21 protein-coding genes are annotated in these 23,105 nt (G+C 70.1%); 13 read left to right on the top strand and 8 right to left on the bottom strand.

The window, feature by feature from the left end; all coding sequences use genetic code 11:
• Nucleotides 1–208 precede the first annotated feature (208 nt).
• The 4 genes from hflK (at nucleotide 209) to ACK4K7_RS09090 (ending at nucleotide 5,477) form a co-directional block, all read left to right on the top strand.
• Nucleotides 209–1,333 carry an FtsH protease activity modulator HflK gene (gene hflK, locus ACK4K7_RS09105; protein ID WP_431865365.1) on the top strand — a complete coding sequence of 375 codons (1,125 nt, stop codon included), beginning with the start codon at nucleotides 209–211 and terminating at the stop codon, nucleotides 1,331–1,333.
• Nucleotides 1,333–2,193, top strand: coding sequence for a protease modulator HflC (gene hflC, locus ACK4K7_RS09100; RefSeq protein WP_431865528.1), 861 nt, complete (start codon nucleotides 1,333–1,335; stop codon nucleotides 2,191–2,193). Before hflK ends, hflC begins: the two co-directional genes overlap by 1 nt.
• A 130-nt stretch (nucleotides 2,194–2,323) precedes the next feature.
• Nucleotides 2,324–3,874 carry a Do family serine endopeptidase gene (locus tag ACK4K7_RS09095; RefSeq protein ID WP_431865363.1) on the top strand — a complete coding sequence of 517 codons (1,551 nt, stop codon included), beginning with the start codon at nucleotides 2,324–2,326 and terminating at the stop codon, nucleotides 3,872–3,874.
• 76 nt (nucleotides 3,875–3,950) lie between these two features.
• The gene (locus ACK4K7_RS09090) at nucleotides 3,951–5,477 is read left to right on the top strand and encodes a helicase HerA-like domain-containing protein (RefSeq protein WP_431865361.1); all 1,527 of its coding nucleotides are present in this window, start codon (nucleotides 3,951–3,953) and stop codon (nucleotides 5,475–5,477) included.
• Nucleotides 5,478–5,483: 6 nt separating this feature from the next.
• On the opposite strand, the gene ACK4K7_RS09085 is transcribed toward ACK4K7_RS09090, so the two are convergent.
• Genes ACK4K7_RS09085 through queF form a run of 3 tightly spaced genes read right to left on the bottom strand, consistent with a single transcriptional unit; the run spans nucleotide 5,484 to nucleotide 7,414 of the window.
• Nucleotides 5,484–5,882 (bottom strand): acyl-CoA thioesterase, encoded by a 399-nt coding sequence (locus tag ACK4K7_RS09085; protein ID WP_431865359.1) that lies wholly within the window; start codon nucleotides 5,880–5,882, stop codon nucleotides 5,484–5,486.
• Between the two features lie 38 nt (nucleotides 5,883–5,920).
• On the bottom strand, nucleotides 5,921–6,964 hold the full coding sequence (locus tag ACK4K7_RS09080) for a 2-dehydropantoate 2-reductase (protein ID WP_431865357.1): 1,044 nt from the start codon (nucleotides 6,962–6,964) through the stop codon (nucleotides 5,921–5,923).
• A 3-nt stretch (nucleotides 6,965–6,967) separates the two neighbouring features.
• Nucleotides 6,968–7,414: a preQ(1) synthase gene (gene queF, locus ACK4K7_RS09075; protein ID WP_431865356.1), complete on the bottom strand. Its 447-nt coding sequence runs from the start codon at nucleotides 7,412–7,414 to the stop codon at nucleotides 6,968–6,970.
• Between the two features lie 63 nt (nucleotides 7,415–7,477).
• Here queF and ACK4K7_RS09070 point away from each other — a divergent pair, with 63 nt between their 5' ends.
• The gene (locus ACK4K7_RS09070) at nucleotides 7,478–9,085 is read left to right on the top strand and encodes a M28 family metallopeptidase (protein ID WP_431865354.1); all 1,608 of its coding nucleotides are present in this window, start codon (nucleotides 7,478–7,480) and stop codon (nucleotides 9,083–9,085) included.
• Between the two features lie 6 nt (nucleotides 9,086–9,091).
• Here the strand turns inward: ACK4K7_RS09070 and ACK4K7_RS09065 are convergent, their stop codons facing one another.
• The gene (locus ACK4K7_RS09065; protein ID WP_431865352.1) at nucleotides 9,092–9,943 is read right to left on the bottom strand and encodes a hypothetical protein; all 852 of its coding nucleotides are present in this window, start codon (nucleotides 9,941–9,943) and stop codon (nucleotides 9,092–9,094) included.
• A 312-nt stretch (nucleotides 9,944–10,255) separates the two neighbouring features.
• Here ACK4K7_RS09065 and ACK4K7_RS09060 point away from each other — a divergent pair, with 312 nt between their 5' ends.
• Genes ACK4K7_RS09060 through ACK4K7_RS09050 form a run of 3 tightly spaced genes read left to right on the top strand, consistent with a single transcriptional unit; the run spans nucleotide 10,256 to nucleotide 12,778 of the window.
• Nucleotides 10,256–10,549, top strand: coding sequence for a hypothetical protein (locus ACK4K7_RS09060; protein ID WP_431865350.1), 294 nt, complete (start codon nucleotides 10,256–10,258; stop codon nucleotides 10,547–10,549).
• Nucleotides 10,550–10,594: 45 nt separating this feature from the next.
• Complete coding sequence (locus tag ACK4K7_RS09055; RefSeq protein ID WP_431865349.1) at nucleotides 10,595–11,350, top strand: 16S rRNA (uracil(1498)-N(3))-methyltransferase; 756 nt, start codon at nucleotides 10,595–10,597, stop codon at nucleotides 11,348–11,350.
• 54 nt (nucleotides 11,351–11,404) lie between these two features.
• Nucleotides 11,405–12,778 carry a glutamate--cysteine ligase gene (locus tag ACK4K7_RS09050; RefSeq protein ID WP_431865347.1) on the top strand — a complete coding sequence of 458 codons (1,374 nt, stop codon included), beginning with the start codon at nucleotides 11,405–11,407 and terminating at the stop codon, nucleotides 12,776–12,778.
• 1 nt (nucleotide 12,779) lies between these two features.
• On the opposite strand, the gene ACK4K7_RS09045 is transcribed toward ACK4K7_RS09050, so the two are convergent.
• Nucleotides 12,780–13,409 (bottom strand): class I SAM-dependent methyltransferase, encoded by a 630-nt coding sequence (locus ACK4K7_RS09045; RefSeq protein ID WP_431865345.1) that lies wholly within the window; start codon nucleotides 13,407–13,409, stop codon nucleotides 12,780–12,782.
• Between the two features lie 8 nt (nucleotides 13,410–13,417).
• A complete protein-coding gene (locus tag ACK4K7_RS09040) occupies nucleotides 13,418–13,915 on the bottom strand; it encodes a DUF2141 domain-containing protein (RefSeq protein ID WP_431865343.1) in 498 nt (165 codons plus the stop codon).
• A gap of 185 nt (nucleotides 13,916–14,100) precedes the next feature.
• Between ACK4K7_RS09040 and ACK4K7_RS09035 the strand changes: the two genes are divergently transcribed.
• The 4 genes from ACK4K7_RS09035 to ACK4K7_RS09020 are packed head-to-tail and all read left to right on the top strand — an operon-like array spanning nucleotide 14,101 to nucleotide 19,275.
• On the top strand, nucleotides 14,101–15,075 hold the full coding sequence (locus ACK4K7_RS09035; RefSeq protein ID WP_431865341.1) for a glycosyltransferase family 2 protein: 975 nt from the start codon (nucleotides 14,101–14,103) through the stop codon (nucleotides 15,073–15,075).
• A complete protein-coding gene (locus tag ACK4K7_RS09030) occupies nucleotides 15,062–16,654 on the top strand; it encodes a hypothetical protein (protein ID WP_431865340.1) in 1,593 nt (530 codons plus the stop codon). The genes ACK4K7_RS09035 and ACK4K7_RS09030 overlap by 14 nt, the downstream gene beginning before the upstream one ends.
• The gene (locus tag ACK4K7_RS09025; protein WP_431865339.1) at nucleotides 16,654–17,592 is read left to right on the top strand and encodes a lysylphosphatidylglycerol synthase domain-containing protein; all 939 of its coding nucleotides are present in this window, start codon (nucleotides 16,654–16,656) and stop codon (nucleotides 17,590–17,592) included. The genes ACK4K7_RS09030 and ACK4K7_RS09025 overlap by 1 nt, the downstream gene beginning before the upstream one ends.
• A gap of 3 nt (nucleotides 17,593–17,595) precedes the next feature.
• The gene (locus ACK4K7_RS09020; protein ID WP_431865337.1) at nucleotides 17,596–19,275 is read left to right on the top strand and encodes a hypothetical protein; all 1,680 of its coding nucleotides are present in this window, start codon (nucleotides 17,596–17,598) and stop codon (nucleotides 19,273–19,275) included.
• Between the two features lie 3 nt (nucleotides 19,276–19,278).
• Here the strand turns inward: ACK4K7_RS09020 and ACK4K7_RS09015 are convergent, their stop codons facing one another.
• Together ACK4K7_RS09015 and ACK4K7_RS09010 are read right to left on the bottom strand one after the other, a co-directional pair.
• Nucleotides 19,279–19,455: a hypothetical protein gene (locus ACK4K7_RS09015; RefSeq protein ID WP_431865335.1), complete on the bottom strand. Its 177-nt coding sequence runs from the start codon at nucleotides 19,453–19,455 to the stop codon at nucleotides 19,279–19,281.
• 110 nt (nucleotides 19,456–19,565) lie between these two features.
• Nucleotides 19,566–20,111: an HD domain-containing protein gene (locus tag ACK4K7_RS09010; RefSeq protein ID WP_431865334.1), complete on the bottom strand. Its 546-nt coding sequence runs from the start codon at nucleotides 20,109–20,111 to the stop codon at nucleotides 19,566–19,568.
• Between the two features lie 137 nt (nucleotides 20,112–20,248).
• Here ACK4K7_RS09010 and ACK4K7_RS09005 point away from each other — a divergent pair, with 137 nt between their 5' ends.
• Nucleotides 20,249–23,092: a TonB-dependent receptor plug domain-containing protein gene (locus tag ACK4K7_RS09005; protein WP_431865332.1), complete on the top strand. Its 2,844-nt coding sequence runs from the start codon at nucleotides 20,249–20,251 to the stop codon at nucleotides 23,090–23,092.
• The last annotated feature ends 13 nt before the right edge of the window (nucleotides 23,093–23,105 follow it).

Raw genomic sequence — 23,105 nt, 5'->3', positions numbered from 1 at the left:
CGCGCGGCGCCGTCCAGCCCCGTCACGTCCAGCACCAGGCTCGCCACGCCGTCGCCGATGCGCGTCGCCGCGATCCGTCCTTCGGCTTCCGGTATTGCGGCCAGCGCGGCGGCCAGGGCCCCTTGATCGTCGCTCATGGCGCGGCAGATAGGGATTGAGGCGCCGCTTGCCACTGTTTTTCCGCGAAGCCGGTTCCTATAAAGGTTCCATGATCAGAATTTTCGGGTGGGGCGGCCGCAGTGATGGCGCCGTCATGAATGAGAATCGCGGCCCCTGGGGCGGCGGTGGCGGCGGATCGGGAGGCGGCGGCGGCAACGGCGGCGGCCCGCGCAATCCTTGGGGACAGCCCCCGCGCAAGCGCCCGGCGGGCGGCAGCGGCAACGTCACTTCGCTCGACGACTTCCTGAAGAAGAGCCGCCAGCGCTTCGGCAGCGGCGGCGGCGGCGGCGGGTTCAACCTGCAGGACGGGCGCCCCTACTGGCTCTACGGCCTCATCGCCTTCGTCCTTCTGTGGCTGGTGATCACCAGCGTGCACCGGATCGGCCCGCAGGAGCGCGGCGTCGTCACCACCTTCGGCAACTATACCGCGACGCTCGGTCCCGGCATCGGCTTTTCTTGGCCGGCGCCGGTCGGCCGCGTGCAGAAGATCGACGTGGAGGAAATCCGCACCATCGACATCGGATCGACCGAGGCGCAGCGCGAAAATCTGATCCTGACCGGCGACCAGAACGTGATCGATCTGGCCTATTCCGTGCGCTGGAACATCGCGACGCCGGAGCTTTTCCTGTTCCAGATCGCCAATCCGGAAGAAACGATCAGCGAAGTCGCCGAAAGCGCGATGCGCGCGGTGGTCGCCCGCGTGTCGCTCGACGACGCGATCGGCGCCGGCCGGTCGGAAATCGAACAGCGCGTCGAACAGACGATGCAGCAGCTGCTCGACGATTATCGCGCCGGCGTGCGGGTCCAGGGCGTCGCGATCAAGCAGTCGGTTCCGCCGGCCGCCGTCAACGACGCCTTCCTCGAAGTGTCGGCCGCGCAGCAGCAGGCGCAATCCTACATGAACGACGCCCGCGCCTACGCGCTCCAGCTCACCGCCAAGGCGCAGGGCGAAGCGGCGGCGTTCGACAAGGTCTATTCCGAATATCGGCTGGCGCCCGAAGTCACCCGCCGCCGCATGTATTATGAAACGATGGAGAGAGTTCTGGCCCGGGTCGATACCACGATCGTCGAGGCGCCCGGCGTGACGCCGTACCTCGCCTTGCCCGAAATCCAGCGCCGCCAGGCCCAGACGCAGGCGCAGCCTCAGCCGCAGCAGGGAGGCCAGCCGCAATGATGAGCCGGGTCGTCAAAAATCCGATCGCGCTCGCGGGCATCGCGATCCTGCTTCTGATCCTGATCGGGAGCACCCTGTCGATCGTGCCGGAGACGAAGCAGGCGGTGATCGTCCGCTTCGGCGAGCCGCAGCGCATCATCAACCGCTACCAGCCGGACACCGAGTTCGGCCGCGCGGGCGCCGGGATCACCGCGCGCATCCCCTTCTTCGAGCAGATCGTCTGGATCGACAAGCGCATCCTGTCGGTCGAGATGGACCGGCAGCAGGTGCTGTCGACCGATCAGCTGCGCCTGCAGGTCGACGCGTTCGCCCGCTACCGCGTGGTCGATCCGCTGCGCATGTACATTTCGGCGGGGTCCGAGGAGCGGGTCAGCGACCAGCTCCGCCCGATCCTCGGCTCGGCGCTCCGCAACGAGCTCGGCCGGCGGCCCTTCGCGGCTTTGCTCAGCCCGGAGCGCGGCCAGATGATGGACAATATCCAGCAGGCGCTGAACCGCGTCGCCGCCCAATATGGCGCGGAGATCGTCGACGTGCGCATCAAGCGCGCCGACCTTCCCGAAGGCACGCCGCTCGAATCCGCCTATCAGCGGATGCAGACGGCGCGTCAGCAGGAAGCGCGCTCGATCCGCGCCCAGGGCCTGAAGCAGGCGCAGATCATCCGCGCCGAAGCCGATGCCGAAGCCGCCGCCACTTATGCCGAAGCGTTCGGCAAGGACCCGGAATTCTACGAATTCTACCGCGCGATGCAGTCCTACGAGGCGAGCTTCGTCAACAACAACCAGGAGGGCCAGGGCGGACGCCCCAGCATCATCCTGTCGCCGGACAACGAATATCTGCGCCAGTTCCGGGGGCGCCGCTGACGGGGGACGTGAGGGCGCGCGGCGCGGGCGGCATTCAATCGCCGTTCAGCCGCGCCGCCTAGCTTCTCCGGCCTGACGGCTCCATCGGAGCCGCTGGTCCGGGAACGGAACATCAAGGAGAGACACCCAAGTGCGTTACGTCTATGGCATCACCGCCGCCCTCCTCCTCGGCGGCAGCGCCGCCACCCTGACCCTCCAGCCCGTCGGCGCGCAGACCGCGCAGAACGAACCCGCCCAGATCCAGGCGGCGGCGCCGCGCGGCGCGCCGATGAGCTTCGCCGATCTCGCCGCCCGGCTGCAGCCGGCGGTGGTGAACATCTCCACCCGCCAGTCGATCCAGATCAGCCGCCAGCGCCAGCTGCCGCCCGGCTTCGAGGAATTCTTCCGCCGCTTCGGCGGCGAGGTGCCGCAGGGCGAAGGCGACGGCACCGTCACCCAGCGCGGCGGCTCGCTCGGCTCCGGCTTCATCATCTCGGCCGACGGCTATATCGTCACCAACAACCATGTGGTCGCGCCCGCGCGCAACAACGCGATCGTCGAATCGATCACCGTGACGCTCGCCGACCGCACCGAATATCAGGCGCGCCTGATCGGCCGCGACACCCAGTCGGACCTCGCCCTCCTCAAGATCGAGCCGCAGGGCAATCTGCCGTTCGTGCGCTTCGGCGATTCGACCCAGACCCGGGTGGGCGAATGGGTGCTGGCGATCGGCAATCCGTTCGGCCTCGGCGGCACGGTGACGGCAGGGATCGTCTCGGCGCTTCACCGCAATATCGGCGCCGGCGCCTATGACCGCTACATCCAGACCGACGCCTCGATCAATTCCGGCAATTCGGGCGGCCCGATGTTCGATCTTCAGGGCAATGTGATCGGCATCAACACCGCGCTCATTTCCCCGACCGGCGGCAATGTCGGCATCGGCTTCGCCATCCCGGCCGAACAGGCGCGGCCGGTGATCGAGGCGCTGCAGCGCGGCCAGCGCGTCCAGCGCGGCTATATCGGCGTCGGCCTCCAGCAGATCGACGAAAGCCTCGCCGCCGCGCTCGGCATCGAACGCAACCGGGGCGAGCTCATCCGCACCGTCACCGCCGGCGGCCCGGCCGCCCGCGCCGGCATCCAGCAGGGCGACGTGGTGATCACCGTCGCCGGCCGGCCGGTCACGCCGGACGAGACGCTCGCCTATATCGTCTCGCAGCAGCGGATCGGGTCGCGCGTGCCGATCGAACTCGTCCGCAACGGGCGGCGGCAGACCGTCACCGTGGCCATCGCCGAGCGGCCGACCGAAGAGGAGCTCGCCCGCATCAACAATGCGGAGGAGGAACAGGAGCTGGTCGAGGCGCCCCGCGACCAGCAGACCACCAGCCAGCGCTCCGCGCGCGAGAGCTTGGGCCTCACCGTCCAGGCGCTGACGCCGGAGATCGCCCGCACCCTGCGGATCACCGAGCCGAACATCCGCGGCGTGGTGGTGGCCGGGGTCGATCCGAACAGCGACGCGGCGGCCAAGGGCCTGCGCACCGGCGACATCATCCTGTCGATCAACCAGCGCGCGACGCCCTCGCCCGAGGAAGCGGCGGCGGCGGTCCAGGCGGCGCGCGATGCCGGCCGCAACACGGTCCTGCTGCTCGTCCGCCGCGGCAACAACGCGCCCATCTATATCGGCGTCGAGCTGATCCGGCGCTGAGGCCCGGCCCGACGCCCAGCCAAATCGCCCCCATCGGCCCGCGCCGGTGGGGGCTTTTCTTTGTCGGAGGACCCACATGGACGATCAGGCCAGCATCTTCATCGGCGCCGACCCGTCGGGCGAGCAGCAGCGTCTGATCCTCGCCCGAGGCAACCGCCACGGCCTGATCGCGGGTGCGACCGGCACCGGCAAGACGGTGACGCTGCAAGGCCTCGCCGAGAGCTTCTCCGCGGCCGGAGTCCCGGTGTTCGTCGCCGACGTCAAAGGCGATCTTGCCGGCATGGCCATGCCGGGCGCGCCGACCCATCCCGCCCATGCGGTGCTCACCGCGCGTGCGGCGGAACTCGGCATCCATGATTTCGCCTATGCCGACAATCCGGTCGTCTTCTGGGATCTGTTCGGCGAGCAGGGGCATCCGATCCGGACCACCATATCCGAAATGGGACCCTTGCTCCTCGCCCGGTTGATGGGGCTCAACGAGACGCAGGAGGGCGTTCTCAACATCGCTTTCCGCGCCGCCGACGAGGAAGGCCTGCTGCTGCTCAACCTCGACGACCTCCAGTCGATGCTGACGTTCTGCGCGGACAATGCCGCCGCCCTCTCCGCCCGCTACGGCAATGTCACCAAGCCCAGCGTCGGCGCGATCCAGCGCCAGCTCCTGCAGCTCGAGGCGCAGGGCGGCGCCCGCTTCTTCGGCGAGCCGGCGCTGCGCATCGAGGATTTCATGGGCACGGACGAACAGGGCCGCGGCCAGGTGAACGTGCTCGCCGCCGACAAGCTGATGGCAAGTCCCAAGCTCTACGCGACCTTCCTCCTCTGGCTCCTGTCCGAACTGTTCGAGGAGCTTCCCGAAGTCGGCGATCCGGACCGGCCCCGGCTCGTCTTCTTTTTCGACGAGGCCCATCTCCTGTTCGATGACGCGCCGCCCGCGCTGGTGGAGAAGGTGGAGCAGGTCGTGCGCCTGATCCGATCCAAAGGGGTCGGCGTCTATTTCGTGACCCAGAACCCGCTCGACATACCGGAAGGCGTGGCGGCGCAGCTCGGCAACCGCGTCCAGCACGCGCTGCGCGCCTTCACGCCCAAGGACCAGAAGGCGGTGCGCGCCGCGGCCGAGACGTTCCGGCCGCGCCCGGGCCTCGACGTCGCGGCGGCGATCACCGAGCTGCGCACCGGCGAGGCGCTGGTGTCGCTGCTGCAGGCGGACGGCGCCCCCTCCCCCGTCGCGCGGACATCGATCAAGCCGCCGCGCTCGCGGCTCGGGCCGCTCAGCGCCAAGGAGCGCGCGATCATCCAGTCCGTCTCCCCGCATGCGGACAAATATGACACGCCCGTCGACCGGGAGAGCGCGCATGAGCGGCTCCGCGACCGCGCGGAGGCGGCTGCGGCCGAAGCCGCGGCGCTGAAGGCCGAAGCGGACCTCGCCAAGCGCCGCGCCGCCGAGGAAAAGGAAGCCGCGCGGATCGAACGCGAGCGCCGCCGCAACCGGCCGCTGCACGAAGAGATGCTCGGCCAGGTCGGCCGCTCGGTCCAGCGCCAGGTCGCCAACCGCATCGCCGGCCAGATCATCCGCGGCGTCCTCGGCGGCCTCTTCCGCGGCCGCTGACGGACCTCAGCCCTTCGGGAGGAAGCGGGCGGCGATGTCCTGGGCGATGCGGGCGGGCTTCAGGGTTTCGGCGTCGAGGCAGCACCAGCTGGAGCGGACCTCGGCGAGCACCTCCTCGCCGCGCTTGATCAGCGTCTGGTAGAAGGCGCGGGCGCCGTGGACCTTTTCCACCACCACCGAGGCGACGACCTCGTCGTCGAGGAAGGCGGGGCGCCGATAGGTGATCTCATGCTTCAGCGCCACCCACAGGTGGCGGGCCACCGCCTCGGCCGGCGCGAGCTTGCGCCAGTGGGCGACCACCGCCTCCTGCACCCATTTCAGGTAGATGGCGTTGTTGACATGACCCATGAAGTCGATGTCGGCGGGCTCGATGCCGATCTTGTGGCTGTGAACGGCGGGGCTCATCGGCTGACAATAATGTCAATAGCTTCGGATTGCGAGCCCTAATAGCCGAAGCCGCGCACGGTCCGGTGCCCTTCCAGCACGTACCGGCGCAATTCGTCGGCGCTCCAGATCCGCTCCACCCCTTCTTCATATTGCTTGACGAGATCGACGATCGCCTGGTTGACCGGCGCCTTGCGGCCGATCGCGCCGGCGAGGCGAACGACTTCGCCGTTCAGATGGTCGATCTCCGTGCGCCGGCCCGCGGCGAAATCGTCGGCCATCGATGAGCGGGCCTTGGCGTCGATCTTCATGACCCGCAGCAGCAGGTTGCGGAACACGAAATCGGGCGCGCCGATCGCATGCGGCAGCAAGGCGGGCGCGATCGGGCCGAGCTTGGCCGGTGCGATCCCGGCGGCCTTCAGCACCTCCAGCGTCTCGATCATCGAGGCGGCGAGCACGCGGCGATAGTCGCGCACCGACAGCTCTTCGAGCAAGGTCTTGCCCGACAAGGCGTTGATCGCATTGTTGAGGTTGAACAACAACTTGCCCCAGGCGATCGGCTTCATGTCGCGGGCGAGGAGGAGATGGGCCGGCGTACCCGCGGTCAGCTCCGATATCCGCTCGGTGACCGGCGTGCCTTCGGCGACGAGGTCGCCCTGCACGCCCTTGTGCCAGCGGCCGCGGCCGAGATGGGCGACGTTGAACGGCACCATGCCCTGCGCCACCTGGAAGCGCGGCAGCGCCTTGCGCAGCGTATCGGCGTTGGAGACCCCGTTCTGGAAACTGATCACGGTGGCGCCCTTGCGGCCGTGGCGGGCGATCTCCCGGGCGGCGCTCTCCGTGTCGATGCTCTTGACGCACAGCGCGATCACGTCGGCATCCTTCAGCGCCTGCGGCCTGGCGGTGAAGCGCACCTCGTCCGGACCGAGCGCGATGCGGCCGCCTTTGTAATCGGTGACGGTGAGGCCGTGCTCCGCGATCTCGGCCCCGATCCGTTCCCGTCCGATCAGGGTGACCGGAAGACCCGCCGCCGACCAGGCGCCGCCGATCCAGCAGCCGATCGATCCGGCGCCGAGCACGGCGATGCTGGGCTGGTCCGCCATCGCTCAGCCCCGGCCGCGATAGGGCGCGACGCCCTGGTCCGGCACCCACAGCCCCTCGGGCGGGGCGCCGGTCTGCCAGAAGACGTCGATCGGCATGCCGCCGCGCGGATACCAATAGCCGCCGATGCGCAGCCAGACGGGCTTCATCTCGCCGGCAAGCCGCTGGCCGATGCCCACCGTCACGTCCTCATGAAAGCCGCAATGGTTGCGGAACGCGCCCAGGAACAGCTTCAGCGACTTCGATTCCACGATCGACTCGCCGGGGGCATAGTCGATCACGATATGGGCGAAATCCGGCTGCCCGGTGACCGGACAGAGCGAGGTGAATTCGGGCGCGGTGAAGCGGACGAGATAGAGGCTGCCCGGCCGCGGATTGGCCGGATAATCGAGCTTCGCCTCTTCGGGAGAGGCCGGCAGCGGGCTCGCCTGGCCGAGATGGGTGAGGTCCATGGCCGCTCTCTAGCGAGCGGAATTTGCGCTGTCATTCCCGACCTCATCGCCTAAAGCGGGGCCATGCGCATCCTCCTCCTCTCGCTCTCGCTGATCCTTTCCGCCTGCGCCGCCGGACCGGCGCCGCAGCCGCCGCTTCCGATCCAGGAACGCGCCGCCGCCTGGTGGCGCCATGTCGAGATCCTCGCCGCCGACGACATGGAAGGCCGACGCGCCGGGACCCCGGGCTACGACCGCGCCGCGGCTTACGTGGTCGAGCAGTTCCGCCGCATCGGCCTCGAACCCGCCGGCAGCGACGGCTTCCTCCAGCAGGTGGAGCTCGAGGAGCAGGTGATCGACAATGCGCGCTCCTCCGCCGCTCTGGTCGCGGACGGCGGGGCGACGCCGCTGCGCCTTCCCGCCGACATGATCGTCGCCGCCCGCACCGGCCCGCGCGCGGCGCGCACCGAGGCGCCGTTGGTGTTCGTCGGCTACGGCCTCCACATTCCCGAAGCCGGCCACGACGACTTCGCCGGCATCGACCTGACGGGCAAGATCGCGGTGGCGGTGAGCGGCGGCCCGACGGAGATTTCCGGGGCGCTCAAGTCGCACGCCCGCGCCGATCGGGCGCGCCTGCTGGCGCAGCGGGGCGCGGCCGGCCTCATCACCATCAGCACGCCGTCCGCGCAGGAATCGCCCTGGGAAAGCGCGATGGCGCGGGCGTCGCAGCCGGCTCTCTATTTCGGCGACCGGGCGCTGCGCGACGTGCCGGACGGCTTCTTCACCGCCTCCTTCAACCCGGCCGAAGGGGAAAAGCTGTTCGCCCGCTCCGGCCGCGCCTTCGCGGAGGTGGCGGCCCTCGCCGACGCCTCGGCGCCGGTGCCCTCCTTCGCGCTCAACCAGCAATTGCGCGCCGAAGTGGCGGCCGAGCGGCGGCGGCTCACCTCGCCCAACATCGTCGCCCGCCTGCCCGGTTCCGACCGGCGGCTGGCGCAGGAGCATGTCGTCCTGACCGCGCATCTCGACGGCCTCGGCGTCGGCGAGCCAGTGAACGGCGATGCGATCCACAACGGCGCGCTCGACAATGCCGACGGCGTCGCCGCCCTGATCGGCATCGCCGAGCGCATGCGGCGGGAGGGCCTGCGCCCGCGCCGCTCGATCCTCTTCCTCATCGTCACGGCGGAGGAATCGGGGTTGCTCGGCGCCCGCTATTTCTCGCGGCGGCCGACGGTGCCGCGCGCGGGGCTGGTCGCCAATCTCAATTACGACATGGGCCTGCCGATCTTTCCTCTGACCAGCGTCATCGCGCTGGGCGCGGAGCAGAGCAGCCTCGGCCGCGACGCGGCGGCGGTGGGCGGGACGATGGGCCTGCCGCTGGCGCCCGATCCCTTCCCCGACAGGAACAGCTTCATCCGTTCCGACCAATATGCCTTCATCGAACAGGGCGTGCCGGCGCTCGCCTTCAAGTTCGGCTTCGCGGCCGGAACGCCGGAGGCGGAGCTGGAGCGCGCCTGGCGCGCCACCCATTATCACCGGCCGAGCGACGACGTCGCGTCCACGCCGGTCCATGCCGAGGATGCGGTCCGCCTCCACGACTTCATCGGGGGCCTCGCGCTGCGGGTCGCCGACGCCCCCGAACGGCCGCGCTGGAACGAGGACAGCTTCTTCCGCCGCTTCGCGGCCGGCCGCTGAGCGGCGTCACATTCGGTTGGAGGTCGCGTCCCGCAGCCATTCGGACGCCCGCCATTCGGCGGTGTGCCAATTGGCCTTGGTCATGCAGAATTTGACCTGGGTGGCGCGCGAACGCACCCGCGACATCGGCGTGTGGTAGACGCGGCAGGTCACCATGTCCGCCGCATTGGCGTCGCCCGCCGCCGCATAGGTCGAACCGTCATGATTGGCGGCGTGGCGCAGCCCGCCGGTCCAGTAGCGATACATGGCGTTGTAGGCACTCTGCGCGAACAGGCTGCGCAGCTCGGACCGGGCGACGACCAGCCGCGCGTCCGGATCGGCGCAAGCGGTGAGATAGGGCCGCATCGCCTCGATCACCTGCCGCTCCTGGCGCGAGCCGGCGGGGGAGCGCATCAGCCGCTCGACATTGACGCTGTCGTTGCGCACCACGCAGTCCGACCAGCGGTAGAGCTGGCTGTTGGCGTCGCCCGGCGGATCGGACTCGACCGGAAGCCCCAGATCGACCAGGGCGTTGCGGTTGCGCGGCTCGAGGCCGAACTGGACGAAATCGGCCGCGAACAGCGCCTGGGCCAGGCCGCCGCGGATCAGCATCGTGCGTTCGGCGAGGAGAGCGGGGCTGGCGCAGCCGGTTTGCGCCGCGATGCGCAGCACCGCCGGATCGGCCGCGTCGCCGCCGATCGGCAGCGCGTTCAGCATCCGGGCGGCGGCGGCGCGATCGCTGCGCACGATGCAGCGCGCGGCGGCATAGACCGCCCCCGCCTCCTGTTCCGCGGCCGCGTCGAGGGATCCGGTACGGACCGCCTGCGCGGCAGTCGCGCCGGAGGCCAGGAGGGTGACGGACAACAAGGCCTTGATCATCGCTCGATCTCCCACTGTCGCCCGGATTAGGCGCTCCGCCTGTTTTCGGCGCAACCCGCAACCATGAGGGGAACCAGCGCGCCGCTGCCGCGCTAAGGGTTCGTCAAAATGGAGATCAACATGTTGAAGAAACTGCTCTTCGCGGTCGGCATCGGCTATCTGTTCCGGCGTTTCAGCGGCGGCCGTCGGAGCGTCGGCACGCGCTACTGAACCGGGCCGGCCCTTTCCGGCGCATCGTCGGGAAGGGCCATGCCGGAAATTGTTGATCGGCGGCCCGGATCGGCTAACCTCTTTTTCGGAAGAGGCCAGGCCGTGCACGCGCTCGAAACGAACAGAACCGCTGACGTCATGCTGTCCTTCGGCGCGGCCTTCGCCGGCGTCGCGCCGATCATCCTTGCGATCGAGGCGGTGGAGTGGTTCGTCACCGGCCACTGGCCGGGCTGGTCGATTGAGGACGGGCTCTTGTTCGTCGGCGTCGAAAAGCCCCTGGCTTATTTCAACCTGACCCAGTTCGCGCTCGATCTCCTCACCGATCTGCCGCTCGCGCTCGGCCTCTATCTGCTCGGCCACCTCCTCTTCACGCTCGCGCTGCGCATCGATCCCTGAGCCGTCGCTCGACAGCCGGGTGCCGGTGCGGCTAGTCCCTGGCCGATGCCCGCCACACCCGCCTGGCCGCCCGAAAGCCTCCCCCGCCTCTACGTGCCCGAGCCTCTGTCCGAGGGGGCGAGGCTGGTGCTGGACGGCCCGCCCGCCAATTATCTGTGCGCGGTGCTGCGGCTGACCGAAGGGGCGGCCGTCAAGCTGTTCGACAATGCGACCGGCGAATGGCGGGCCGAGATCGTGGAGGCCGGCCGCAAGCGGGTGACGCTCGCCGTCTCCGCCCGCTTGCGCCCGCGCGAGCCGGTGCCGGACCTGTGGCTGCTGTTCGCGCCGATCAAGCGCGGGCGGATCGACTGGCTGGTCGAAAAGGCGACCGAGCTCGGCGCGGCCCGGCTGGTGCCGGTCCTCACCCGCCGCACGATCGTCGACAAGCTCAACCTCGACCGGCTGCGCGCCCATGTCGTCGAGGCGGCGGAGCAGTGCGAGCGCACCGCCCTTCCCGAACTGGCCGAGCCGGTGAAGCTTCCCGCCCTCCTCTCCGGCTGGCCGGCGGGCCGCGCCCTCTATTTCGCCGACGAGCAAGGCGGCACGCCGCTCGCCGAGGCGGTGGCCCCCGGCCCCGCCGCGCTCCTCGTCGGACCGGAGGGCGGCTTCACGGCGGAGGAGCGCGCCGCCGTCCGCGCGGTGCCGGAGGCCCGCCCGGTGGCGCTCGGCCCCCGCATCCTGCGCGCGGACACCGCCGCCCTCGCCGCGCTGTCCATCTGGATGGCCACGGCCGGCGACTGGGGCGCCGCGCCGCGCGGATAGGTAGCAACGAGAAACCGGCTGGCAGCCGGCGCGCGCCGCCGCTATGGGCGCGAAATGACCACCCGCACCGACTCCGGCAAGGCGGATCCGCCGATCGAGGGCCGAGACGACATGCTCGCCGTCTTCGCCCAGGGCGAGAAGCCCGCATCCGACTGGCGGATCGGCACCGAGCATGAGAAGTTCGTCTACCGGCGCGACGATCACCGGGCGCCCTCCTATGACGAGCCCGGCGGGATCCGCGACCTGCTGCTGGAGATGGCACAGTTCGGCTGGCGGCCGATCGAGGAGCAGGGCAAGGTCATCGCGCTGGCCGGCCAGGACGGCACCGTCAGCCTGGAGCCGGCCGGGCAGCTCGAACTTTCGGGCGCGCCGCTCGAGCATCTCCACCAGACCTGCGCCGAGGCCGGCCGTCACCTCCAGCAAGTGAAGCAGGTGGGCGAGCGGCTGGGCGTCGGCTTCCTCGGCCTCGGCATGTGGCCGGACAAGAGCCGGTCCGACCTGCCGGTGATGCCCAAGGGCCGCTACGCCATCATGCTCCGCCACATGCCGCGGGTCGGCACGCTGGGCCTCGACATGATGCTGCGGACCTGCACCATCCAGGTCAATCTCGATTACGCGTCCGAAGCGGACATGGCGAAGAAGTTCCGGGTGGGCCTCGCCCTGCAGCCGCTCGCCACCGCCCTGTTCGCCAATTCGCCCTTCACCGAGGGACGGCCGAACGGCTTCCTCTCCTATCGCAGCCACATCTGGTCCGACACCGACCCCCACCGCACGGGCATGCTGCCCTTCGTGTTCGAGGACGGGTTCGGATATGAGCGCTATCTCGATTATGCGCTCGACGTGCCGATGTATTTCGTGTTCCGCGAGGGGCGCTATATCGACGCGGCCGGCCTCTCCTTCCGCGACTTCCTGGAGGGCAGGCTCGAAGTGCTGCCCGGCGAGCGGCCGCGCGTGTCCGACTTCGTCGACCATCTGTCCACCGCCTTCCCCGAGGTGCGGCTCAAGAGCTTTCTCGAGATGCGTGGCGCGGACGGCGGGCCGTGGAACCGCATCTGCGCGCTGCCGGCCTTCTGGGTCGGCCTGCTCTACGACGGCGCGGCGCTCGACGCGGCCTGGGATGCAGTCAAGCATTGGTCGCTGGACGAGCGGCAGCGGCTGCGGGACGAGGTACCGAAGCTCGGCCTCAAGGCGGTGACGCCCGAAGGCGACACGCTGCAGGCGTTCGGCCGCCGCATCCTGGCGATCGCCGAGGCGGGGCTCAACGCCCGCGCCCGCTTCAACGCGGCGGGCGACAACGAATCGGGCTTCCTCGATCCGCTGCGCGACATCCTCGCCAGCGGCAAGAGCCCGGCCGACCGTTTGCTGGAGCGCTATCGCGGCGAATGGGGCGGCGATGTCACCCGCGTCTACGCCGAGGAAAGCTTCTGACCTAGCGGCGGCGGCAGAGGGCCATCGACCAGGGCAGCGGACTGCGCATCTCGACGATGTCGAACCGCCGGCCGATCATCTCGCGAAAGCCCCGGCGGCTCCAATGCTGGATGTGGCCGGGCGTGTTGCCGAGCCGGCGCAGATATTTGCCGCGGGCCATGTTCAGCGCGCGCCAGAGCGGCTCGCGCGGCACGCTGAAGAGGAACCAGCCGGCGTCCTGCGCCGCGATCGCCTGCAGCGCCCGATCGGGATCGGGCAGATGCTCCAGCACTTCGCAGCACAGGATGAGGTCGGCCGCGATCTCGCCCGGCGCGAGATCGTAGACGCTGCGCACGGCGAAGCGCTCGCCATGGCCGGCCGCGCGGCTCGCCGCATTGGCTTCGGCCACCACCTCCGCTTCCACGTCCATGCCGCTCGCGTCGATCCCCCGCCCCAGCAGCCGCAGCGAGAGATGGCCCTCGCCGCACCCGATCTCGAACACATGGCCGGGCGCTGCCCGCGCGACCGAGGCGTCGAACGCGTCGAGGAAGCCGTTCATCAGCAGCCGCGCGATCGGGTTGCGGCTGCCGTATTTGTCGTAGCTGTTGCCGCCGACATTTCCGTAATCCTGAAGATCGGCGGCGGCGGGCATGGGCAACCTCAGCGGACGGGGCGGATGGTCAGCCCGTAGCGATAGTTCATCACCACGTCGATGGACTGGACGCCCTCGCCGACCTGGAAGGACACGTCCTGGTAGCGCGGGCGCAGGCTGCTGACCGACAGGCGCGGGTTGCGGGAGAAGCCGCCGCCGTCATTGGCGGTCATCTTGCCGTCGCCGTCCATGTCGTGCCGCACCGCGATCGCGTAGCGGCCCGGCCCCGGCACCCGCACGCAGACCGGCATGACGCCGTTCGCCGGCACCGGCAGCTCGATCCGCTTCATATATTTGCCGCGTTCCAGCCAGGTGGCGGCATTGTCGCCGTGCAGCTGCACGCGCACCGTTCCGGTCGCGTTCTTGAAGCCGCGGACGTTGACGAGGATGGCGGGACCGCCGCCGCGGCACGCCGCGGCATCGGGGCCGATCGGCGCCTGGGCGGCGGCCGGAGCGGCCGCGGCGAGGGCGGCGGCGCCTGCGAAAAGGACGAAACGAGGGCTCATGAACAAGTCCACCTGTGAAGCTTCGAGGAAGGGGAACCTTCCCCGCATGGCAGGCGGAAACGGCAAGATTATGTCAGGGAACGATTATTTCGCCGGCGTCAGAAATGATTGGACAGCCGCTCGGCCGCACCTGTAGCGGATGCATCTCTGGGACAAGGGCAGTCGATCGAAACGCGCCAATCCTGATGAAGCTCATCATCCAGATCCCCTGCTACAACGAGGAGGAGCAGCTTCCGGTCACGCTGGCCGATCTGCCGCGCGAGGTGCCGGGCGTCGATTGCGTCGAATGGCTGGTGATCAACGACGGCAGCCGCGACGGCACGGTGGCCGCCGCCCGGGCCGCCGGCGTCGACCATATCGTCGACCTGCCGGTCAATATGGGCCTGGCCCATGCCTTCATGGCGGGCCTCGATAAGGCGCTGCAGGAAGGCGCCGATATCATCGTCAACACCGACGCCGACAACCAATATGACGCGCGCGACATCCCGAAGCTGATCCGGCCGATCCTGGAGCGCGAGGCGCAGTTCGTGATCGGCGACCGTCCGATCCCCGACATCCAGCATTTCTCCCGCACCAAGCGCCTCCTGCAGCGGCTGGGCAGCCGCGTCGTGCAGCTGGTGTCGGGCACCCGCATCAAGGACGCGCCATCGGGCTTCCGCGCCCTTTCGCGCGAGGCGGCGCTGCGGATGAACGTGTTCGACACCTACACCTACACGCTGGAATCGATCATCCAGGCGGGCCTGTCGGACATCCGCATCGTATCGGTGCCGATCGGCGTCAACGGTGAGACGCGGCCGTCGCGGCTGGTGAAGTCGATCGGCAATTACGTGCGCCGCTCGATCGGTTCCATCCTCAAGGCCTTCTTCGTCTACAAGCCGGGCAAGACCTTCTTCCTGCTCGGCATTCCGCCCGCCCTGCTCGGCGCCGCGCTCGCGCTGCGCTGGCTGGTCCTCTATTTCGGCGGGACGGAACGGGCGCATGTGCCGAGCCTGGTCGCCGCCGCGGTGTTCCTGATCCTCGCCGCCTTGTTCTGGATCGCGGGGCTGCTGGGCGAATTGTTCGCCATCAACCGTCGCCTCCTCCAGGACATCCAATATCTGCTGCGGCGCAACGGCAGCGGCGGCGCGGCGCATCGCAAGGACGATCATGGCGGGCGCTGATCCGATCCGCGACGCGCTCGCGGCGCTGGCCCTGGCCGAAATCCCCCGCCTGCTGACGCTTCAGGACCGCACGCCGGTCAGCGCGACCTATGGCAGTTTCGACCGTGCCTGGTGGCATTACCGGGTGATGGATTTCCCGAGCGGCATGGCCCAGAAACTGGTGCTGCCGCTCGCGCTCGCCTGGCAGCTGGACCTCCCCGGCAATCGCTGGAAGGGCGATCCGGAGGTGCGCGGCTGGGTGGAAGCCGGCATCCGCTTCGCCGCCCGCTCCGCGCATGGGGACGGAAGCTGCGACGATTATTATCCGTTCGAGCGCGCCTCGGGCGCCGCGGCCTTCGCTTTGCTCGCCTGCCTGGACGCCGCCGAGATCATCGGCCTCGCCGACCCGGAAGTGGACGATTTCCTGAAGCGCCGGGCCGACTGGCTCGCCCGCCACGAGGAGAGCGGGCGGCTGGCGAACCACGAGGCGCTGATCGTCGCCTGCCTCGCCCGCATGGCCGAGCGCTTCGGCGAGGCCTGGGAAACGCCGCTTCGCCGCCGCGCCGAGCGGCTTCTGTCCTGGCAGAGCGGGGAAGGCTGGTTCGACGAATATGGCGGCGCCGATCCCGGCTATCTCACCCTCACCGTCGCGCAGCTGGCCGACGTCGATCGGCGCCGCCCGGACCTCGGGCTGCGCGAACCCTGCCGCGCCGCCATCCGCTTCCTCCATGCCGTCCAACATCCGGACGGCACGCTCGGCGGCGAATATGCGAGCCGCGCGACCGTCAACTTCTTCCCGCATGGGCTGGAGATCGCCGGGGCGTGGGAGCCGCTGGCGCTGGCGATCAACGACCGGGCGCTCCCCCGTCTCGCCCGCGCCGAACAGGCCGCCGTGTCGGACGACAGGCTGTTCGGCCATCACCTTGCCGCTTGGATGCTCGCCTGGCGCGAGTGGCGCGAGGAGCGGCCCGGCCCCGCCCCGCTGCCCGAAGGCCAGGCGCGGTTCGACGAGGCGAAGCTGCTGGTGGACGGGCGCGGCGCGACCCGCCTCTATCTCGGCTGGGGCCGGGGCGGCGCCTTCCGCCTGTTCGAAGGCGAGAGGCTGCGGCTCGCCGACACCGGCATCGCGCTCCGCACCCGTTCCGGCCGGGTCGCCGTCACCCATCTCGACGGGGCCGCCCGCATCGCCGCCGACCGGATCGAGATGGACGGGCAGATGGCATGGGCCAAATCCGCGCGCCTGACGCCGCTCAAATCGGTCGTGCTCCGCCTGCTGATGCTGACGCTCGGCCGCTTCTTTCCCGATCTGGTCCGGCGGCTGCTCCAGCGGCTGCTCGTCACCGGGCGCGACGACGCGCCGTTCCGGTTTCGCCGCATCCTGGACTGGCGGGACGGCGGCTGGACCGTCCGCGACGAGATCCTGCCCGAGCGCGGCTGGGACGATGTCGACCAGGCGGGGATCGGCGGCTTCCAGAGTTCGCTCACGACCGTGATGGCGCGGGTCTGGGAACCCGCCCACGCCCAGCCCTGGACCGACCTTACCGACAGGGTCCGAACCCTCGGGGCACGCGAGCCGCTGATCGTGGAGCGGCGGCCCTGATGCGGCGTCTGGTCGCGCTGGTCGTCAGCCTCGTCCTCCTCGCCGTCATCTGGTGGCAGGTCGACGCGCGGGCGATGGTCGCCGCCATCGGCGCGGCCGATCCGCTGTGGCTCGGCCTCGGGCTCGCCGCGGTGATGCCGCTGACGCTCGGCACCGCCTGGCGCTTCGCCCTGCTCGGCCGCTCCGGCCTCGGCATCGGCACGGCCACGCGCCTCATCCTGTCCTCGTCCACCCTCAACCTCGTCCTCCCCTCCAAGATGGGCGATCTCACCAAGGCATGGGTGCTGGCGCGGCGGCACGGCTGGGAGCCGAAGCGCGCGATCGCCATCGTGGTCATTGAAAAGATGCTCGACATGGCGGCGCTGCTGCTGCTCGGCGGGCTGGCTTTGTTGCGGGTGGCGGACGGCGAGCCGCTGCTGCTCCTCGCCGCCCTCGCCGTCGCGGGGCTGCTCCTGCTCCTCCTCGTCCTGCTGTCGCCGCTTCCGCTGGCGCCATGGGCGATCGGGAGGCTGGCCGGGCTCCTTCCCGCCGGACCGGGCGCAAAGGCGGCCGCCTTCGCCGCGCAGTGGAGGGACGCCGTCGGCTGGTTCTGGAACCGTCCGGCGCGCGCCGCATCGATCGCGGCGCTCTCGCTCGCGCTCTGGGCCGGGCATCTCGCCCAATTCTGGCTGTTCGCCACGGCGCTCGGCCAGGTGCCCTTCATCGACAATATGGCCTTCGCGACGCTGGCGATCCTCGCCGGGCTGATGCCGCTCACCATGGCGGGGATCGGGACGCGCGACGCGGCGATCGTGCTCTTCTACCGCCCCTGGCTCGAGCCTGCGTCCGGCGCCGCGCTGGGCGTGCTGGCGACGCTTCGCTACGTGCTGCCGGCGCTCGCGGGGCTGCTGTTCGTCCGCGACTATTGGCAGCGGCCGCCGCCGCAGGCCGGGAGCTGAAGCTTGGCCCGTCTCCCCCGCATGTCCCCTGAAGGCTTCTGGCGGGCGCTGCTGTTCCTCGGCACGGCGGTCACCCTCGTCATCTACCTCGTTCGCGCGTTCCAGCCGCTCGCGATCCAGGACGATGCCCGCCAGTTCATGCTGTGGATGCCGCGCCTGCGCGATCCGGAGGCGATGCGCGGCGATCTCCTCGCCGATTACTGGCAATCGGTCTCGCCGCCCGTCTACCGGCTGCCGTTCGAATTCTTCGCCCTCTTCGGCGTCGATCCGCTGATCGTCGGCAAGCTCCTGCCCGTGCTGCTGATCGGCGTCTCCGCCTGGGCCGCGTGGCGGATCGCCATGACGCTGACCGGGCGGCCGCTCGCCGCCTTCGTCGCGGCGGCGTTCGTGATGGCGCTCGTGATCCACGAGGATTCGGTCTACACGGCCAGCCCCCGCGCCTTTTCGCCGCCGCTCTTTCTGCTGTTCGTCGACGCGCTGCTGCGCGACCGCATGAAGACGATGCTCGGCAGCATCTTCCTGCTCGCCTCCATCTATCCGACCACCGCGCTGGTGGCGCTCGCCATGCTGGGGCTGTCGCGGATCGAGCGCGTGCCGCGGCTGCGCATCGATCTGTCGCGCCGATCTATCCTGCTGGTCGGCGGCGGCACGCTCGCCATCCTGGTGGCGATCGTCCCCTTCCCGACCCAGACCAGCCGCTGGGAGCCGACGCTCACCATCGAGCAGGCGCTGACCATGCCGAACCTCGCCACCCCCGGCGGGCGCAGCAGCCTGGTGCGGGAGGATGGCGGCATCGGCTGGATCTGTTCGGCGCGGATGGGCTTCGTCCCGGAAATGGTGCCGTGCGGACGCGGCATACCGTTCGCGGAGTTGACCAACATCCTGCTGCTGCTCCCGCTCCTCTGGCTGATCGGCGACGCGCTGCGCCGCCCGGTGATGCCCGGCGGCGGGCGCAATCCCAATGCGCTCTACGCCTGGGCGCTTCTCGCCGCCCTGTTCTGGTATGCGGTCGCGGTCGCCTTCGCGTTCAAGCTTCACCTGCCGAGCCGCTACAGCCAGCGCGTGCTCTCCATCCTCGAATGGCTGGCGATCGGCCAGCTGATCGGCCTGTGGCTCGACCGCCAGGTCCGCGAGCGCGGGCTGCGCGCGCCGGCGGTTGCGGCGGGCGGCGCGATCGCGCTGCTGGTCGCCGTCTCCTTCCTGACGCCGACGCCGGGCCTTCGCCGCCCCGCCGATCCCGGCGCGATGCGCCACATTGCCGCCGCCCCGCCCGACACGCTCGTCGCCGGCGTCAGCGAGGATCTCGATTTCGTGCCGGCGCTCACCGGCCGCGCCGCGCTGGCCACGACAGAGCATGCGATCCCCTATCATATCGGCTATTACCGCCATGTGGACGCGCGCCTGTCGGACAGCCTTCGCGCCGCGGCGACACCGGACGCGGACCGGATGCGGACGATCCTGCGCGTCCACGGCCCGCACCTGTTCGCGGTCGACCGGTCGCTGCTGGAGGAAGGCGCCGTCCCGCCGCGCTATGCCACCATCGTCGCCGCCGCGTCGGCGGAGGCGGAGGCGATGCTGGCGGCGGGTCCGTCGGCGATGCAGCGTCTCGCCGCGGTCTGCGCCGCCTATCGCGGCCCCAGCCTCATCCTGCTCGACGTGAAATGCCTCGTCGGCAGCGACTGAGCGTCAGGCGAGGAAGGTCCCGAAGAAGACCAGGCCGCCGATCCAGAAGGTGACGAACAGCTTCAGATCCTCGGCCATGCTCCCAGCGGCTTGGGCCGACATCCCGCTCGGCAGCGGAAGCGCCTCGGCCGGCGCGAAGCGGCCGGTGCGGCGGACGATGAGCGGCGACAGGCGGTTCATGCCGCCATTAAGATTTAATTTACCATTTGGTTCAAGGCGGACGGCCTGCCCACCGCCCCTTGTCCCAGGATGGGACGATCCGGCGCCGGAAGGTTAACGGCGCGCCGGTCTCACACCATCCGCTTCGGGCTCGAGAAGACCCGCGTCACCTCCGGTTCGAAGCTTTCGAGCGAGTCGGCGTCGAAGGCGGGATCGAAGGCCGGGGCGTCCCATTCGTCGACCAGCTTCACCGCGAAACCGTACCACGGCTCGCCCTCGAATCTCGTCCGAGCTTCCGGGTCCTTGCCGAGATGCTCGTAATAATAACGGCCCTGGAAATCCTGGTGCCAGTAGATCGCCTGATAGACATGTTCGGACACGTAGGGCTTCAGCATCTCCGCCGCGATCGGCCCGTGATTGGGGATGGAGAAGAGCTTGCCCAGATCGTGGCAGAGCGCGGCCACGACTTCCTCGTCCGCGGCGCCGCTCCGGCGCGCGAGCGTGCCGGCCATCAGGCTGTGCTGAAGCTGGTTGGCGCCGAAGCCGACCTCGATCGCCTCCAGCCGGCGCAGGCTCTCCATGATCTGGCGCGGCGCGTCGGTCTTCTGATGCTTGCCATGCTCGGCGGCGATGTGGGCCCAGTCGGCGGCGGTGCCCTGCCTCATGTCGGTGAACATGCCGCGCTTCTACCAGAAGCGCGACGGCGGGTGAAGAACGGGCGGCGGATCGTTACGGCTGCGGCAGGCGCGGGGACACTTCTGATACAATCGGGGGTTAGCTCCGCGACCGACGAAGTTCCGGAGTTGCTTGCCGTATGACGCTTACACGCCCGTTCCTGTTCGGCCTCGCCGCGGCGGGGCTGCCCTTCTTCCCCTTGTCCGCGGCCGAGCTCCAGCCGGTGTCGCCCGATCCGGTGGAGGAAGCGGAGCGGGATCTGGCGAACGAGGAAGCGGGCACGATCATCGTCACCGCCGCCCGGCTGCGCGGCGCGGTGGTGAGCAACATCCCGCCCGAAATCCAGCTCGGCGAAGAGGAAATCCAGGCGCTGGGCGCGAGCAGCCTCGCCGAGCTGCTGCAGGCGCTGTCGCCGCAGACGGCGAGCGCGCGCGGACGGGGCGGCGAGCGGCCGGTCATCCTGCTCAACGGCCGGCGCATCTCCGGCTTCTCCGAAATCCGCAACCTGCCGCCCGAAGCGATCGAGCGGGTCGACATCCTCGCCGAGGAAGTGGCGCTCCGCTACGGCTATCGGGCCGACCAGCGGGTGGTGAACTTCGTCCTCAAGGAGAATTTTCAGGCGGTTACCGCCGAGGTGCAGGCCGGAGCGGCCACCGCCGGCGGACGCGGCAGCTATGCCGCCGATCTCGGCATCGTCCAGATCCAGGGCACCGGGCGCTGGAACGTCGATTTCGAATATCGGCAGGACAGCTTCCTGTTCGAAAGCGAGCGCGACCTGATCCAGGGCGCTCCGGCCCGTCCGTTCGACCTGGTCGGCAACGTCACCGCCCCGGTCGCGGGGGCGGAGATCGACCCGGCCCTGAGCGCCGTCGCGGGCCGGCCGGTGACGGTGGCGCCCGTCCCGACCGGCGCCGCGAACGCCGCGCCGGGCCTCGCCGCCTTCGCCGGCGATCCGCGCGCGACCGACCTCGGGCCGTTCCGCACCCTCCTCCCCGCCACCCGCCAGATGTCGCTGGGCGGCGCCGTCAACCGGATGGTGACCGAGGCGATATCGGGCACACTCACCGCGCGAATCAGCCACAATGACAGCGAAAGCCGCTTCGGCCTTCCCTCGGCCACGCTGACGCTGCCCGCCGGCAACCCCTTCTCGCCCTTCGCGGGCGATGTGCTCCTCAACCGCTATTTCGATGCTCCCCGGCCGCTGACGCGGGAAAGCTCCACCCAATCGGGCCAGATCGGCCTCGCCCTCAACGGAACGGCGGCGCCGTGGCGCTGGTCCTTCACCGGCAATTACGAACGGGCGAGCAACCGCACCGGCACCGATCGCGGGATCGACCTGGGCGGCGTGCAGGAGCGGCTGAACCTCAACGATCCTGCGCTGAACCCGTTCGGCGCCCTTCCCCCCGGGCTGCTGTTCGTGGGAGGCCGCGACCGCGCCTGGACCGACACGGAGACGGCGAGCGCCGAGGCGACCGCGAGCGGCCCGCTCCTCACCCTTCCCGCCGGGCCGCTCACCGCCAGCTTCCAGGCGGGCCTGTCGCATCGCGGCCTCGACAGCCGGACCGAGCGGCGCGGCATCGCCGAGGAGCGGGAATTGTCCCGCCGCCGCGCCAACGCCCAGGCCAGCCTCGACCTGCCGATCGCCAGCCGGCGCGAGAACGTCCTCGCCGGGATCGGCAACCTGTCGCTCAACGTCAATGCCGCGGTGGAGCATCTCTCGGATTTCGGCACGCTCCGCGTGCTCGGCGGCGGGGTGAACTGGTCGCCGATCGAGGCGCTGAGCTTCATCGTCTCGCTGACCGACGAGGACGGCGCCCCCACCATGCAGCAGCTCGGCGATCCGACGCTCGCCACGCCCAACGTGCGGGTGTTCGACCTGCTGCGCGGCGAGACGGTGGACATCACCCGCATCGACGGCGGCAATCCCGGCCTGCTGGCGGACAATCGCCGCGTCTTCCGGATCAACGCCACCGGCCGGCCGCTCGGCGGGCGCGACCTCACCCTTTCCGCCAACTACACCCGCACCCGGACGCTGAACCCGATCGCCTCCTTCCCCACCGCTACGCCGGAGATCGAGGCGGCCTTTCCGGAACGATTCGCGCGCGGCGCGGACGGACGGCTGCTCCAGATCGATTCCCGTCCGCTGAACTTCGCCCGATCCGATCGCGAGGAACTGCGCTGGGGCGTCAACTTCTCGCGCCAGATCGGGAGCCCCCCTGCCCTGCCGCAGCGCGGTCCGGGCGGCGGCGGATGGCGCGGAGCGGGCGGCGGCGGCGGCGCGCCGGCCGAAGGGCGACGGCCGCGCGGCGAAGGCGGAGCCGAGGGCGAGGCGCCACGGCAGCGTCCCCCACACGCGGAAGGCGAGGCGCCGCGGCAGCGCCCGCCCGCCACGGACGGCGAAGCGCCACGCGAGCGCCCTGCCGGCGCGCGCCCCGGCGGCGGCGGCGGCGGCTTCGGCGGGATGATGGGCGGCCGCGGCGGCGGCGGCACGCGCCTGCAGCTGGCGCTCTATCACGACTGGCGCTTCCGCGACGAGATCCTGATCCGGGACGGGCTGCCGCCGCTCAACCTGCTCGGCGGATCGGCGGTCGGCAACCGTGGCGGACGGCCGCGGCACGAGCTCGAGTTCCAGGGCGGCATCTTCCATCGCGGCCTGGGCGCGCGGATCACCGCCAACTGGCAGCAGGGCACGTTCGTGCGCGGCGGGCCGGACGGCTTCGGCGGGACGCGCGGCGACCTGTTCTTCTCCGACCTCGCGACCGTCAACCTGCGCCTGTTCGCCAATCTGGGCGAGCAGCGCGCGCTGGTGGCCCGCGCCCCCTTTCTCGCCAACAGCCGGCTGACCCTGTCGGTCGACAATCTGTTCGACGCCCGCCCCCGCGTCACCGACGCGGCCGGCACGACGCCGCTCGGCTACCAGCCCGCTTATCTCGATCCGCTCGGCCGGTCGGTCAGGATCGGCTTCCGCAAGCAATTCTTCTGAGGCGACAAGGCGC

Origin of the sequence: Allosphingosinicella sp. (genome assembly GCF_046295735.1) — a bacterium.
In the GTDB taxonomy this organism is placed as follows: Bacteria; Pseudomonadota; Alphaproteobacteria; order Sphingomonadales; family Sphingomonadaceae; genus Allosphingosinicella.
Note: the sequence above shows the minus strand (reverse complement) of the source record. Positions and strands in the feature narration are given on the sequence as shown.